The organism is Kitasatospora sp. NPDC059408, assembly GCF_042751525.1.
Lineage (GTDB): Bacteria > Actinomycetota > Actinomycetes > Streptomycetales > Streptomycetaceae > Kitasatospora.
Window position 1 is genome coordinate 1 of the sequence record NZ_JBHYWI010000064.1, and the last position, 14701, is coordinate 14701.

Annotated in this window: 10 protein-coding genes and 1 pseudogene; 7 read left to right on the top strand and 4 right to left on the bottom strand. The window is 74.5% G+C overall.

Going from position 1 to position 14701, the window contains the following annotated elements:
- Positions 1-91: 91 nt before the first annotated feature.
- Both ACFXDE_RS32195 and ACFXDE_RS32200 read left to right on the top strand, forming a co-directional pair.
- Positions 92-658, top strand: a pseudogene (locus ACFXDE_RS32195) (thiolase family protein); the annotation flags it as partial.
- 149 nt (positions 659-807) lie between these two features.
- Positions 808-2013, top strand: a complete 1206-nt coding sequence (locus ACFXDE_RS32200) for an alpha/beta hydrolase family protein (RefSeq protein WP_380498120.1) — start codon at positions 808-810, stop codon at positions 2011-2013.
- A 196-nt stretch (positions 2014-2209) separates the two neighbouring features.
- Here ACFXDE_RS32200 and ACFXDE_RS32205 read toward each other — a convergent pair whose 3' ends face one another.
- Complete coding sequence (locus ACFXDE_RS32205) at positions 2210-2743, bottom strand: winged helix-turn-helix transcriptional regulator (RefSeq protein WP_380498121.1); 534 nt, start codon at positions 2741-2743, stop codon at positions 2210-2212.
- Between the two features lie 127 nt (positions 2744-2870).
- Between ACFXDE_RS32205 and ACFXDE_RS32210 the strand changes: the two genes are divergently transcribed.
- From ACFXDE_RS32210 to ACFXDE_RS32220, 3 genes are all read left to right on the top strand, one after another.
- Positions 2871-4343 carry an MFS transporter gene (locus ACFXDE_RS32210; protein WP_380498122.1) on the top strand — a complete coding sequence of 491 codons (1473 nt, stop codon included), beginning with the start codon at positions 2871-2873 and terminating at the stop codon, positions 4341-4343.
- Between the two features lie 1304 nt (positions 4344-5647).
- Positions 5648-9331 carry a SpoIIE family protein phosphatase gene (locus ACFXDE_RS32215; RefSeq protein ID WP_380498123.1) on the top strand — a complete coding sequence of 1228 codons (3684 nt, stop codon included), beginning with the start codon at positions 5648-5650 and terminating at the stop codon, positions 9329-9331.
- Between the two features lie 132 nt (positions 9332-9463).
- A complete protein-coding gene (locus tag ACFXDE_RS32220; protein WP_380498124.1) occupies positions 9464-9871 on the top strand; it encodes a nuclear transport factor 2 family protein in 408 nt (135 codons plus the stop codon).
- 7 nt (positions 9872-9878) lie between these two features.
- Here ACFXDE_RS32220 and ACFXDE_RS32225 read toward each other — a convergent pair whose 3' ends face one another.
- The 3 genes from ACFXDE_RS32225 to ACFXDE_RS32235 all read right to left on the bottom strand — a co-directional run bounded on the left by ACFXDE_RS32225 (position 9879) and on the right by ACFXDE_RS32235 (position 12837).
- The gene (locus tag ACFXDE_RS32225) at positions 9879-10946 is read right to left on the bottom strand and encodes an S-adenosylmethionine:tRNA ribosyltransferase-isomerase (RefSeq protein WP_380498125.1); all 1068 of its coding nucleotides are present in this window, start codon (positions 10944-10946) and stop codon (positions 9879-9881) included.
- On the bottom strand, positions 10943-11767 hold the full coding sequence (locus ACFXDE_RS32230; protein WP_380498126.1) for an SDR family NAD(P)-dependent oxidoreductase: 825 nt from the start codon (positions 11765-11767) through the stop codon (positions 10943-10945). The genes ACFXDE_RS32225 and ACFXDE_RS32230 overlap by 4 nt, the downstream gene beginning before the upstream one ends.
- Positions 11768-11880: 113 nt before the next feature.
- Positions 11881-12837, bottom strand: coding sequence for an RluA family pseudouridine synthase (locus tag ACFXDE_RS32235; RefSeq protein WP_380498154.1), 957 nt, complete (start codon positions 12835-12837; stop codon positions 11881-11883).
- Between the two features lie 144 nt (positions 12838-12981).
- Here ACFXDE_RS32235 and ACFXDE_RS32240 point away from each other — a divergent pair, with 144 nt between their 5' ends.
- Both ACFXDE_RS32240 and ACFXDE_RS32245 read left to right on the top strand, forming a co-directional pair.
- Entirely contained in the window at positions 12982-14088 is a 1107-nt protein-coding gene (locus ACFXDE_RS32240; RefSeq protein WP_380498127.1) for a PP2C family protein-serine/threonine phosphatase, read from the top strand.
- A gap of 107 nt (positions 14089-14195) precedes the next feature.
- Complete coding sequence (locus ACFXDE_RS32245; protein WP_380498128.1) at positions 14196-14585, top strand: DUF3224 domain-containing protein; 390 nt, start codon at positions 14196-14198, stop codon at positions 14583-14585.
- Positions 14586-14701 lie beyond the last annotated feature (116 nt).

A 14701-nucleotide genomic window follows, 5' to 3' on the forward strand; every position in this document is an offset into this window, starting at 1 on the left:
AACGCAGCGTTCTCCGCCGCTTCGCGGCTCCGGGCCAAGGATGCATTCCCTCCCCGGCTGAAGCCGGGGATACCCTGCAAGATCAGGGATGGACGAGTCGGTGCGGCCGGGCACCACGCCCGAGGTGCTCGCCGGGCTGCGCCCCGCCTTCGAGGACCCGGGCTGCGCGGAGCGCTTCCCGCAGATCTCGTGGTCGGTGACGGCGGGCAACAGCAGCCCGATCAACGACGGCGCCTCCGCCGTCCTGATCACCAGCAGCGAGACCGCCGCCCGGCTCGGCCTGCGCCCGCTGGCCCGGCTGCACTCCTTCGCGGTCACCGGCTCGGACCCGCTGCTGATGCTCACCGGCGTGCTGCCCGCCACCGACAAGGTGCTGCGCCGCTCGGGGCTCTCGCTCGCCGACATCGACCTGTTCGAGGTGAACGAGGCCTTCGCGAGCGTCGTCCTGGCCTGGCTACAGGAGACCGGCGCCGACCCGGCCCGGCTCAACGTCAACGGCGGCGCGATCGCCCTCGGCCACCCGCTGGGCGCGAGCGGCACCCGCCTGATGACCACCCTGGTCCACGAGATGCGCCGGCGCGGTGCGCGGTACGCGCTGCAGACGATGTGCGAGGCGGGCGGCCTGGCGAACGCGACGATCCTGGAGTCGATCGCCTGACGCCCGGAGTCGGTCGCCCGACGGCGGGGCCGGTGCGCCCCTAGGGGTGCCCGTAGGGGCCGTATGTCGACGGCCGTCGTACTCTCCGGCGGAACCCCTACGCCGCTGAGGCGACGTCAATTCCCTTGTGCGGGACATACGGTCCTCGCATGACCGGAATTCGTCGCACTGCCGCGGCGGCGGCCCTGCTGCTCGCCCTGCCGCTGTCCGTCGTCGTCGCCGCACCCGCGCTCGCCGCCTCCCCACCCGCGGCCGCCGCGGCCACCTCTCCCGGCACCGCCGGCACCCCGGCCACCACGCCGGCCGCCGTCCACGTCGAACTCCCGCGCCCGACCGGGCCGCACGCGGTCGGGCGGGAGATCCTGCACCTCGTCGACCAGGACCGGCCCGACCCGTGGGTGCCGTCGGCGGGTCCGCGCCAGCTGATGGTGTCGATGTACTACCCCGCCAAGGCGGGCACCGGCGGCCCGGCCCCGTACATGACGCCCGAGGCCGCGCGGATGCTGCTGGACGCGAAGCTGCCGGGCAACACCATCCCGACCGAGGCGATCACCGCCACCCGGACCTGGGCCGAGTCCGACGCGCGCCCCGCGCCCGGCCGGTACCCGCTGATCCTCCTCTCGCCCGGCTTCACGATGCCGCGCACCTCGCTGACCAGCCTCGCCGAGGACCTGTCCAGCCGCGGCTACGTCGTCGCGCTGATCGACCACACCTACGAGAACACCGGAACGACCTTCCCCGACGGGCAGACGCTCCCCTGCGTCATGTGCGGCCAACTGAGGACCCCGGAGGCCTGGGCGGGCCTGGACCGCAGCCGCGCGAAGGACGCCTCCTTCGTCCTCGACCAGCTGACCGCCCACCCCCACCCCGCCTGGCGTTACTCGCGCATGATCGACCCCGACCGCATCGGCATGGCCGGCCACTCCGCCGGCGGTGCGGCGACCGTCCCGGCCCTGCTCACCGACGACCGGATCCAGGCCGGCGTGGACCTGGACGGCAGCATGGACGTCACCGTGCCCGCCTCCGGCATCGGCGGCAAGCCGTTCATGATGATCGGCCACCCCCTGCCGGACGGCGAGGAGGACACCAGCTGGAGCCAGAGCTGGCCCAACCTCGACGGCTGGAAGCGCTGGCTGACCGTCGCGGGCACCAACCACCCCTCGTTCACCGACTTCCCGCTGTTCCTCGACGCACTCGGCCTCCCCGACACCGGCCGGACGATCCCCGCCCAGCGCGCGCTCTCGCTCACGCGCGAGTACGTCGCGGCCTTCTTCGACCTGCAGTTGAAGGGCGTCGACCAGCCGATCCTCGACGGGCCGACGGCGGAGAACCCGGAGGTCGGCTTCCACTCGTAGGCGCCGGCCGCGAGCGTCGCGAGGCCGTCGGCACGGTGCCGACGGCCTCGTCGGCGTCCCCGCGCCCCGGCGGGGCCGGGCGGCGACCGGCAGGCCGGACGGCAGCCGGGCGGGGCAGGCGGCGACCGGGCGGGTGGGCGGCGACCGGCAGGCCAGACGGCAGCCGGGCGGGTGGGCCAGGGAACGCCCGGGCGGGCTAGGGAGCGGCCGAGGCGAGTGGTTCGAGCAGCCGGTGCGGGCCGGCGAGCGCGAGCGAGACCGGGTCGGTGCGCGGGGCGCCGCCGCGGCCGGGGTTGGGCCGGATCACGACTTCGGCGGGCGGGACGAACCGGCCGCAGTGCGGACACGCGCCCGTGCGGTCGAGGTCCGTGCCGCAGGCGGCGTGCGCGAAGAGGTGGCGCGGACCGTCCGGGGTGGCGTGCCGACCGCCCCAGCGGCTCAACAGGTAGAGCGGCGCCCACAGTTCGAGTCCGGCCTCGGTGAGCAGGTAGCCGTGGCGCAGCGGCGCGTACTGGTACGGCTCCTTGCGCAGGACGCCGGCGGCGACGAGCGCGTTGAGGCGGGCGGTGAGGACGGCCCGCGGGATGCCGAGGTGGACGAGGAAGTCGTTGAAGCGCTGCACGCCGTAGAAGGCGTCACGCACGATCAGGAGGCTCCAGCGCTCGCCGACCACCTCCAGGGCGCGGGCGAGTGCGCAGTCCTGCAGTTCGTAGTCGGTTCCGAGCGCCATGGCGGTCAGCGTAGTCCAGTCGCCCAATGGGTTCAATCAACAGACCCTTGGTGGTAGCGTGCTGCCCGGAAAGCAGGTTCATTCACCAGACCCACTGGACCCACCGCCGCTCCCGGAGGGAACGCCGATGTCCCCCGCACCAACCGGCCCCGTAATCGGCCCCGTGCCCGTCCGGCCCGCTGCCACCCTCTTCACCACCGCGGTCGCCACCGCGCTGGTCACCGTCGCCTACACCGCCCCCACCGCCTCGCTCGCCGCCACCGCCGAGGCGGCCCACCTCGGGGCCGGCGGCCGCACCTGGATCCTCACCGGCACCCTCGTCGGCATCTCGGCCCTGCTGCTCACCGCCGGCAGCGCGGCCGACGACCACGGGCGCAAGCGCGTCTTCACCTTCGGCGTACTGCTGTTCGCCGCCTCCGAGGCGCTCGCCGCCCTCTCCCCCGGCGGCGCCGCCTACCTCACCGCCCGGGTGCTGCTCGGCGCCGGTTCGGCGGCGATCCTGGCGCCCGCGCTCGGGCTGATCAGCCACGCGTTCCCACCCGGACCGGCCCGGATCAGGGCGCTCGGCGTGTGGGGTGCGGCGGTCGGCCTGGGCATCGCGATCGGCCCGGTCTACGGCGCGCTGGTCGCGCAGTGGGCCGGGTGGCGGGCGGTCGGCGGCGGGCTCGCCGTCGTGTCCGCGGCGCTCGCGGCCCTCGCCTCGGCCGTCCTCGCCGAGTCACGGGCCGACAGGCCGCGCCCGCTCGACCCCTGGGGCGTCCTCACCCTCGCCGCCGGAACGACCTTGCTGATCGCCGGACTGGCCGAGGGCCGCACCGGCTGGGGCCGGCCCGCAGTACTGGTGCTGCTGGCGGCCGGGGTGCTGCTGCTCGCACTGTTCGCCCTGGTCGAAGCCAAGGTCCGGGAGCCGATACTGGACCTCTCGCTGTTCCGCAGCCCCGGCTTCATCGCGGCCACCGGCGGGGCGATGTTCACCGGGCTGTCGATGGTCGGCTTCATGAGCTACCTGCCCACCCTGCTCCAGGGCGTCCTCGGCCTCTCCGGGCCCGCGGTCGGCGGGGTGCTGGCCATCTGGTCGGGCCTCTCGGTCCTCGCCGCCCTCCAGGCCCGACGGCTCGCGGCCCACCTCGCGGCGACCACCCAGGTCGCGGTCGGGCTGCTGATCTGCGGCATCGGCGAGGCCGGCCTGTACGGGCTGGACCCGGACTCCACCTGGGCACGGCTGGCGCCCGGGCTCGCGGTCGCGGGCATCGGCAGCGGCGTGCTGAACGCCGCCCTCGCCCGGCTCGCGGTGAGCAGCGTCCCGGCCCACCGGGCGGCCATGGGATCCGGCGCCAACAATACGTCCCGGTACGTGGGTTCGACCCTGGGCGTGGCCGTCACGGTGGCCGTGGCCGCCTCCGCCCACCCGACCGCCCCCGGCCACGAGGCAGCGGCCCGCGCCCTGGCGGCGGGCACCGACCGAGCCATCGTCGTAGCGGCCGTCCTGTGCTTCGCCGGAGCCCTGCTGGCCCTGGCCTCCCGCGCTGCCGAATCCCGCAGGACGGGAGCCGCGGAGGGGGCGGAGGCCACGACACGGGAGCGAGTCCCCACCAATTGAGGGCACACGGGAAGTCGCCCCACCCGACTTCTGGCGCCGCCCCACCACAGCAGAACGCCACCAACTCAATCGTCCAAGCCCGGCGGCTCCCCCCACTCGCGCCAAAAGTCGGCCCGCCCGACTTCTCACGCCTCCGCCTGCCCAACCCGGACCACAAAACCGAACCGGCCGACGCCCCATCCCGGAGCCAAAAGCCACCCAAACGGCAAAGCCCCACCCCGCGCCAAAAGTCGGCCCACCCGACTCCTGGTGCCCCCGCCAACCCAACCCGGACCACAAAACCAAACCGACCCACGCCCCACCCCGGAGCCAAAAGTCGGCCCAACCGACTTCCAGCGCGCCCCCTGCCCCAGCAGAGTCAAAAGCCACCCAAGCGACGAGGCCCGCACTCCGCACCAAAAGTCGGCCCACCCGACTCCTGGTGCCCCACCCCAACCCAGAGCGCTCAACCGAGCCGGGAGGAACGGACCGAAAAGTCGACCCGCCCGACTTCCAGCGTCTCAGCGTCAGGCAAGCCTGCGCCCCACGGCCAGCCGGCGTCGAAAGACGCGGGCGGCCGCCAGCGCAGAAAGTCGATTCGGCCGACTTTCCGTCGCTGTGTGTGAGGGCAGTCGGGGGCCGGAAGAACAAGTCGGCCACGTCGACCTCCTCTCGCGTGCGCGGAGTCATGGAAACGCAGGGCGCAAGTCCGCGAGATCAAATCCCGTGCACGAGCAGACCGCACAGGAAGTCGGCCAGGACGACCTCCCGCGACCCCGGCAATACCAACCGGGGCAGCGGGCCAGCGGAGCAAGCCGGTGAAATCAACACGCCACAACCGGGCCCACCACACAGGAAGTCGACCAGAACGACCTCCCGCGACCCCGGCGATGCCGGCCGCGGCAGCGGGCCCGCGGAGGAAGTCGGCCGGGTCGACTTCCCGTGGCCTGTCCGGCCGTGTGAGAAGCCGGCCGCATCGACTGCCCGTGGCTGTCGGAGAGTCGACCCGTGAGAGCAGGGAGCCCTACCGACTTCGCTTGCCGGATCGGGGTCACGATCGGCGCGCTGCTGGTGTCGCCGGTCTTGCTGGTGGCAGGCGGTCCGCTGCGCCGCCGGTGCGTGCGGCACCGCTACCGGGTTGGTGCGCGTTCGCCGGTCGATCGGGCGCGGGTTCGAGGGATCCGGGCCGTCGGGTCAGCCGCGGTCCGGTGGTCGGGGTTCTGGTGGGTGTGCCTCGGGCGGTGATGTCACGGTAAGCGGGCTCCGGGGGCCGCGTGCGAAGATGGCAGGGCTGGTGGAAGCGATCTCCGGACGGTTCTCTGGCCATGGTGAACGAGAACGAGCCGCGCACGGGGGAGCCGCGGCAGGACGCCCTGCTGATGGTCCCGATCGCGACGGCGCTGATCGAGGCCGACGGGCGGATCCTGCACTGGAGCAGCGACGCCGAGGCACTGCTCGGTTACACCGCCGCCGAGGCGGTCGGTGCGAAGGCCGCGCAGTTGCTGACCTCGGACGAGGAGCGGCCCGACGTGCTGGAGCTGTTCCAGCAGATCCTGGACGGGCGGCCGTGGTCCGGGGTGTTCCCCGTGCGGCACCGGGACGGGCATCCCGTGAACCTGGAGTTCCGCACCCATCCCATCGCCGGTCCCGGCGGGCGCCCGCTGGTGCTGGCCGTCGCCTCGGACGTCACGACACTGCGCCGGATCCAGGCGGACCTGGCGGTCCTGGACGGGTTCTTCACGCAGTCCCCGGTCGGCATGGGCGTCTTCGACGCCGATCTGCGGTTCGTCCGCCTCAACGAGGCGCTGGCCCGGGTCAACGGCCTGTCCGTCGGGGCGCACGTCGGCCACCGGCTGACCGAGCTGCTGCCCGGGATCAACGGCGCCGAGGCGGAGGCGGTGATGCGGCGGGTGCTGGAGACGGGCACGCCGGTCGTGGACACGCGCTCGCACGGCCGCACTCCGGGCGATCCGCAGCACGACCACGCCTGGTCCGCCTCGTACTTCCGGCTGGAGGAGCCGGGCGGGCGGGTGCTCGGGGTCAGTTCGACGGTCATCGACATCAGCAGGCAGTTCCATGCCGACGCCCGCGCCGCCCGCGCGCAGGAGCGGCTGGCCCTGCTCGTCGACGCGACGGCCTCCATCGGCACCACGCTCGACCTGCGGCAGACCGCCCGCGAGCTGGCCGACGCGATGGTCCCGAGGGTGGCCGACATCAGCGGCGTGTTCGCCCTGGAGGCGCTGGTCGCCGGGCGCAACGTCGAGCCGACCGACCGGCTCGTCCCGCTGCTGGTGCGCCGGCTGGCCCTCGCGTCCACCGATCCGCTGTACCCGGCGGAGGCCCTGCCCGTCGACGCGGTGTACGAGCTCCCCCACGACTCCCCCTACGCGCGGGCGCTCGCCACCGGGCGGACGGTCGTCGTGCCGTCCTGGGAGCTGCCGCTGCTCAGCGAGGGCATCACCGAGAGCCGCCGCCAGGCCGCGCTCGGCGACCGACCGCGCTCGGTGCGGATCACCCCGCTGGTGGCGCGCGGCACGACGCTCGGCATGATCGTGTACTCGCGGCGCGGCGCCCGGGAGTCCTTCGCCGAGGCGGACATCACGCTCGGTGACGAGCTGGCCTCGCGCGCCGCCGTCGCGATCGACAACGCCCGGCTGTACCTGCGCCAGCACCAGACCGTCCTCGCCCGCCAGCAGGCGCTGCGGGAGGCGAAGGCCGCGCAGGAGCGGCTGGCGCTGGTCAACGTGGCGTCCGCCCGGATCGGCACCACGCTCGAAATCGACCGCACCGCGCAGGAGTTGGCCGAGGTCGCGACGCCCAGGCTGGCCGACACGGTGGTCGTCGAGGTGCTGGACGACCTCGTCCGTGGCGAGCGTGAGGCCCGCCCCTCCGGGGACGGCTCCGCGCTCCTGCGCCGGATGGCCTTCCACTCCGTGCACGGCTCCACCCTGCGCCCGATCGACCGGACCGGCGGCGTGCAGCGCTTCCGGCCCGGCTCGCCGTACGCGTGGGCGCTGGCGAACCGCAAGCCCGTGCTGGTGCCGCGGATGGACGCCGAGGGGCTGGCCTGGTTCGCCGACGACCCGGTGCGCACCGCGGCGGTGCGCGAGCAGAACGTCCGTTCGTTCATGGTCGTCCCGCTGATCGCGCGCGGCACTCCGGTCGGCGTCGCGGGCTTCTACCGCACCCTCGTCGAGCGCCCCTACGAGGACGACGACCTGGCGTTGGCCGGGGAGTTGGCGGTGCGGGCGGCCGTGTCCATCGACAACGCGCTGCTGTTCACCCGCGAGCGCGACGCCGCCGCGGCCCGCCAGCGCGCGCTCGACGAGGCATGGGCCGCGCAGCAGCGGCTGTCGCTGCTCAACGAGGCCAGCACCCGGATCGGCACCACGCTCGATCTGCACAACACCGCACGGGAGTTGGTGGAGGTCGTGATCCCGCGCTTCGCCGACTTCGTCACCGTCGACCTGCGCGACGCGGTGCTCGGCGGCGAGGAGCCGGGGCCCGTCCCGCCCGACGGCTCGGTGCTGATGCGGGCGGTCGCGGTCGGCGAGGTCGGCCCCTCGGGCACCATGACCGGCGCGGCGGACTCCGTCGGCGAGACGTCGCAGTCCGCCGCGCTGTACGCCGAGAGCCTGCGCAGCGGGCGGTCGATCCTCGTCTCCGAGGTCACCGAGGACGACCTGCGCCGGATCGTCGCCTCGCCCGACCGGGTGGAGCCCGGGCTGGCGGCGGGGGTGCACTCGTACCTGATGGTGCCGCTGGTGGCGCGCGGACTCGTGCTCGGCGGGGCGGAGTTCATCCGCATGGCCAACCCGGTGCCGTTCGGGCCGGCCGACCAGTCGCTCGCGGAGGAGCTCGCCGCCCGCACCGCCCTCGCGATCGACAACGGACGGCTCTACCGGCGCGAGCGGGACACCGCGCTCACCCTCCAGCGCAGCCTGCTGCCGCAGGAGATCCACCGCACGCTCGGCCTGGACATCGCCTACCGCTACCTGCCGAGCAGTGTCGTCAGCGAGGTCGGCGGCGACTGGTTCGACGTCGTGCCGCTGCCCTCCGGGCGGGTCGCGCTGATCGTCGGCGACGTCATGGGACACGGCATCCGGGCCGCCGCCACCATGGGCCAACTGCGCACCGTCGCCCGCACGTTGATCACCCTCGACCTCGACCCGGCGCGCGTCCTGCACCGGCTCGACGAGGCCACCATCGCACTCGGGGACGGGCAGTTCGCGACCTGCGTGTGCGTCGTCTACGACCCCGTCGACCGCCACTGCACCGCCGCCTGCGCCGGGCACCTGCCTCCGGTCGTCGCCGAGCCCGGCGGGCGGGCCCGGACGATCGAGCTGCCGCCCGGCGCACCGCTCGGCGTCGGCGGAGTCCGGTTCGAGAGCGTCGAGTTCACCCTCCCCGAGGAGGCCATCCTCGCGCTCTACACCGACGGGCTCGTCGAACGCCGGGGCCGCGACATCGACGAGGGCATCCAACTGCTCTGCCGCACGATCTCCGACCGGCGCCGCTCCCTGGAGCAGACCTGCGACGCCGTCCTCGCCGAACTCACCGGCCGCACCGCCGAGGACGACATCGCCGTCATCATGGCCCAGGTCCGCCCGGTCGGCGCGGACCGGATCGCGACCCTGCCGCTCAGCGGCGACCGCGCGATGGTCGCGCACTCCCGCCGCTTCACCCGCACGACGCTCGCCGACTGGGGGCTCGACGCCCTCGCCGACTGGGCCGAGCTGCTCACCAGCGAACTCATCACCAACGCCCTCGTCCACGCCGGATCCCCCACCCAGCTACGGCTGTTCTGCAACCGGATGCTCACCGTCGAGGTCGCCGACCAGGAGGGCGAGGCCCCGCGCATGCGGTCCGCCAGGTCCGAGGACGAGGGCGGGCGCGGCATGCACCTCGTCAACGAGCTCGCCCACCGCTGGGGCAGCCGGCGGACCGGGGACGGCAAGGTGGTCTGGTTCGAGCTGGAGCTGCCGCCCGGCACGACGGGCACCTCCTGAACCACGCGTGGCCTGCGACGACAACGGTCGATTGTCGGCCCCGCGCGGCGGTTGTTGGCCCGGTGCGGCGCCGGCGCGGTTGTCTGGTGGCACGGCGGGACAGCCCCACCGGAGGACACCAGAGGAGCCACCGTGAACCAGCAGCTCGACACCCGCACCGTCGTCACCGCCTACGTCACCGCGATCGCCGGGGGCGACCTCGACACCGCCGTAGCCTGCTTCGCCGACGACGCCACCTGGGAGTACCCGGGCACCCTCCCCCTGTCGCGGGTGTGGCGCGGCAAGGAAGCCATCTTCAGCGAGTTCCTCGTCGGCGCGCGCGCCCTGTTCGCCCCCGACACCCCGCTGGAGGTGACGCTCACCCAGGTTCTCGCGGACGGCCCGAAGGCCCTCGCCGAGTGGACTTCCAAGGGGACGGCTGCGAACGGCAGCGCGTACGAGAACCAGTGCGCGGCCGTGTTCACCGTCGAGAACGGACTGATCACGGCCGTCCGTGAGTACCTCGACACCGACCACGTCGCACGGACGCTCTTTGCCTGACGTCTCGTCAGGCCGGCAGGAGCAGGTTGACGTCGCCGAACTCGTGCCAGAGGTACCGGCTCCGGACGGCCTCGCGGTAGCAGCGGGCGAGGAGCGGAAGGCCGGCGACGGCGGCCAGGAGCTGGAGGTGGGAGGCCCGCGGCTCGTGCCAGCCGGTCAGGAGGCCGTCGACCGCCCGGACGCCGCGCTCGGGGGTGATGACCAACTCCGTCCAGCCGTCGGCCTCGTGGACCGTCCCGTCCGGGTCGGCGGCGGACTCCAGCGCCCGCACCGCAGTGGTGCCGACGGCGATCACCCGGCCGCCGCCCGCCCGGACGTGGCCCACCAGGCGGGCGGTCGCCGCCGGGACGTGGAACCGCTCCGCGTACGGCGCCTCGTGCGCCTCCGGGGACGCGACGCCGGTGTGCAGGGTTATCGGCGCGAGCAGCACGCCGCGGCCGGCCAAGCGGGCGACCACCTCCGTCGTGAACGGGCGTGCGGCACTGGGCATTTCACTGCTGCCGGGGATGCTGGCGAACGCCGTCTGGTAGGCCTCCATCGGCCAGTCGCGGTCCACGTAGCCGTACCGGATCGCCCGGCCGTGGAGTGACAGGTACGGCAACAGCGCTGCGGGGAGGTCGAGTTCGGCGTACCAGAGGCGGGCGGTGAACGGGGTGGTCAACTCGGCGGCACCGCCGGCCGGCAGGCCGATCCGCAGGCCCGGGCGGGCCGGGCTGTCCTCGGGCGGGTAGTACTCCGCCGCCCTCCCGGGCACGACGCGGCGCAACTCCACCAGGAACGCTCCGCGTTGGTCCGGCTGGGCCGAGGACAGGTGCAGTGCGACCGGCGTTCCGTCGGGCAACCGTCCGGGCAGGGCCGCCGGGATCGTCGCGGAGTTGTTGACCACCAGCAGGTCGCCGGGGCGCAGCACGTCGGGCAGGTCGGTGAAGCGGTGGTGCTCCACGGTGTCGCGCTCGCGCCGGCCGACCAGCATCCGGACGCCGTCGCGCGCCCGGCCGCGGGCCTCCGCCGGTGCGGGGGCGGAGAGTTCGGGCGGGACGGTGAAGTCGGGGCCGAGCTCCGTGAGGACGGTCATCGCCCACCTCGGACCGCTGCGAGATCCGCCGCACGGTCCGCCGTGCGGTCCCCCGTACGGTCCGCTGCGACGTCCGCTGCGAGGTCTTCCGCCCGGTACCGGCCGGACGGCGCGCCGTCCCTGAGCAGGCCGAGCAGGACGGGGGCGACCTCCTCCGGCAGCGGCTCGCCGGAGATGTCCTCGCCGGGGCTCGCCGCCTGCAGCATCTCGGTCCGCATGCTGCCGGGATCGACCGCCCAGACCCGCAACTCCGGCTCCTCCCGGGCGAGTACGGCGGTGGCGAGGTCGAGCGCCGCCTTGCTCGCACCGTAACCGCCCCAGCCGACGTACGGCACGACGGCCGCGTCGGAGCTGATGTTCAGCACCGCGCCGCCGTGGGCGCGCAGCTGCGGCAGGACGAGCTGGGTGAGCGCGATCGGGGCGAGGGCGTTGACCTCGAACGTCTCCAGGAGTTCGGGCAGCGGCGCGTCGGCGATCCTGGGCAGCGGTTCGGCGCGGGCGTCGTCCGTGCCGTTGAGGGTCCCGGCGTTGTTGATCAGGAGGCTCGCGCCGCCGAGCCCGGCGGCGGCCTCGGCGAGGCGGGCGCGGTGGTCGTCGTCCACGATCGAGCCGGGCAGCGCGACGACCCTGGTGACGGCGCCCAGCCGGGCCTCGGCGGCGGCGAGCCCGCCGGCGCCCCGGGCGGTGATCACCAGCTGCCACCCGTCGGCGGCGAGCGCCTCGGCGAGGGCCAGGCCGAGCCCTCGGGAGGCCCCGGTGACGACGGCGACGCGGGTGGGGGTGGTGGAGGCGGTGGGGGTGGTGTGCTGTGCTGCGTTCATGCCCCCACGATCGCTCCGAGCGTCCGGGTGCCGGATCGGCCACCGGGACCGGGACCCGGTCGTCCGTTGGTCCTAGGGCGCCGGGTCCGACGTAGGGCGCCGGGGTCCGACGGTCAGGTGCCCCCGGCCCCGGCCGCCCAGCCCTCCGGGTCGATCCAAGAGGACAGGGTGCGACGGCTCTCGAAGCGGTGCTCGCGGCCGGTCACGGGATCGGTGAACTCGACGACGGAGGCGAGCAGTTGGAGCGGCCGGCGGAAGTCGTCCGCGGCCGGCTCGGGCAGCACCACCGGGTACACCGGGTCGCCCAGGATCGGCACGCCCAGGCCGGACATGTGCAGCCGCAGCTGGTGCGTGCGCCCGCTGAGCGGCCGGAGCCGGTAGCGGCCGAGGCCGTCGCGCCGCTCCAGCAGGTCGATCCGGCTCTCGCTGTTCGGCGGGGCGTCGACCTCCCGGGCCGCGATCACCCCGCGCTCCTTCACGATGTGGCTGCGGACGGTCCGCGGCAGGCTCAGCCCGGGGTCGAAGGGCGCGACGGCCTCGTACTCCTTGCGGACCAGCCGGTCGCGGAAGAGCGTCTGGTACGCGCCGCGCTCCTCGGGCCGCACGACGAACAGGGCGAGCCCGGCGGTGAGGCGGTCGAGCCGGTGTGCGGGGCTGAGCGCGGGCAGGTCGAGGCCGTGCCGCAGCCGCGACAGCGCCGTCTCGACGACGTGCTTGCCGCGCGGGGTGGTGGCCAGGAAGTGCGGCTTGTCGACGACGACCAGGTGTTCGTCGCGGTGCACGACGGCGAGCTCGAACGGCACCCGCACCTCGTCGGGGAGGTCCCGGTAGAACCACAGGTGCCCGCCGGGCCGGAACGGGTCGTCCGGCGCGACCGGCCCGTCCTCGCCCACGATCTCCCGCCCGTGCAGCGCGGCGTCGACGCGCGCCGTGCCGACGGCGGCCAGCCGCTCGACGAGGTACGCCCGGACGGTCTCCCAGGGCCCCTCGATCGGCAGCCGCAGGTGCACGGGGTCCACACCGTTGCGCTGCGGAAGGGGGGAGGCCGGGCGGCGGCTCTTGCGTCTCATCTCGGTCACCCAGCCTAGTCGGGCGGCCGACGACCCGGCCGACGGGGGCGCGGCCGGAGTCCCTGACCGCGTGGGTGGCACCCGGCCTGCTCCGAAAGACACGCCCTGGGTGCCGGGTGTCGGGGGCGCGGGGACAGTGGAGGGGTGATCGAGGAGGAGGACGAGCCGGGGGACTTGCCGCCGTTGCACTTGCCCCGGCGGACGCGGGGGTTGCTGTACGGCGCGTTCCTGCTGCTCGCCGGGGCCGTCGTGGCCGACCTGGTGAGCGGGCCCGGCACGACGCTCTCGCCGCTGCTCGCGGTCGCTCCGGTGCTGGCCGGGGCCACCACCAGGAAGGCGCGGGTGCCGCTCCTGGTCGGTGCGGCGGCGCTGCTGGCCGTGGGCACGCTGGAGAGCGCCAACGAGCAGCTGCCGACCGCCGTCCGGGTCAGCGTGCTGGTGACCGTCCTCGCCGCGACCCTCGCCAGCGCCGCCAACGTGCTGCTCGTGGCGGCGCGCGAGCGGGAGCTGTTCCAGGTCCGCACGGTGGCCGAGGCGGCGCAGCGGGCGCTGCTGCGGCCGCCGCCGGAGCGGATCGGCCGGCTGCGGCTGGCCGTGCGGTACGTGGCGGCGGCGGCCGAGGCCCGGATCGGCGGGGACCTGTACGCCGTCCTCGACACCCGGTTCGGGGTGCGGATCCTGCTCGGGGACGTCCAGGGGCACGGGCTGCCTTCGGTGGAGACGGCGGCGGACGTGCTGGGGGTGTTCCGGGAGGGCGCGCGGACCGAGCCCGACCTCGGGCGGCTCGCGGAGCGCCTGGACGCGGCGCTCGCCGCGAGACCGGGCGACGGGCGGTTCGCGACCGCGCTGCTGCTGAGCGTGCCGCCGGGCCGGGAGCCGGTGACGGTCGTGAACTGCGGCCATCCGCACCCCCTGCTGCGCCGCGCGGGCGTGGTGGGCGAGCTGGAGCCGGAGGAGGCGGCGCCGCCGCTGGGACTGCTCGGGCTGACCGGCGGCCGCTACCCGGTGGGGCGCTTCGAGGCGCGGCCGGGCGATCTGCTGCTCCTGTACACCGACGGGGTCTCGGAGGCCCGGAACGCCGACGGGGTGTTCTACCCGCTGGCGCAGCGGCTGCCCGGCCTGCACGCGGGGCAGCCGGCGGACCTGCTGGACGGCGTGCTGGCGGACGTCGACGACTGGGTCGGCCCGGCCGGGCTCGCGGACGACGCGGCGCTGCTCGCGATCCGCTGGGAGCAGCGCGCGGAGCGCTGACCAGGGCATTCACCCGTGTGGAGCGCGATTGTCAGAGCCGTGTGCAAGGCTCTGATCGCGGTCGACGGGGTGTCGGTCGCGGAGACGTTCGTCGAGGGGAGAGCGCCATGGGGCACAGGGCGAGCGGGGCGTTCGAGCTGACCGCCTTCGAGCCGGTGGAGACGGAGGAGCGGGCGGGTGCGGCGTTCGGCCGGATCCGGATCGCCAAGACGTTCACCGGCGGGATCACCGGCACGAGCGAGGTGCGGATGACGTCCGTCGGGGACGCCGCGGGCGCGCCGGCCTCGTACGTCGCGGTGGAGCACGTGACGGGTGAACTGGACGGGCGGAAGGGCTCGTTCGTGCTCCAGCACGCCGCCTGGGACACCACCGGTGTGACGATACGCGTCGTCCCGGGCACCGGCTCGGGCGAGTTGGCCGGGCTCACCGGGGAGTTCCACCTGACCGTCGGCGAGGACGGCGCGCACACCTACGTCCTGGAGTACGAGCTGGGCTGACGCCGCCGCCCCTCCGTCGACCGTCCCCCGGTCGGCTGCGCGCCGCGCGCTCCGGTCGGCCGGGCACACTGCCACGATGATGCGATCAGTGCACGATCGACATCGGAGGGTGGCGC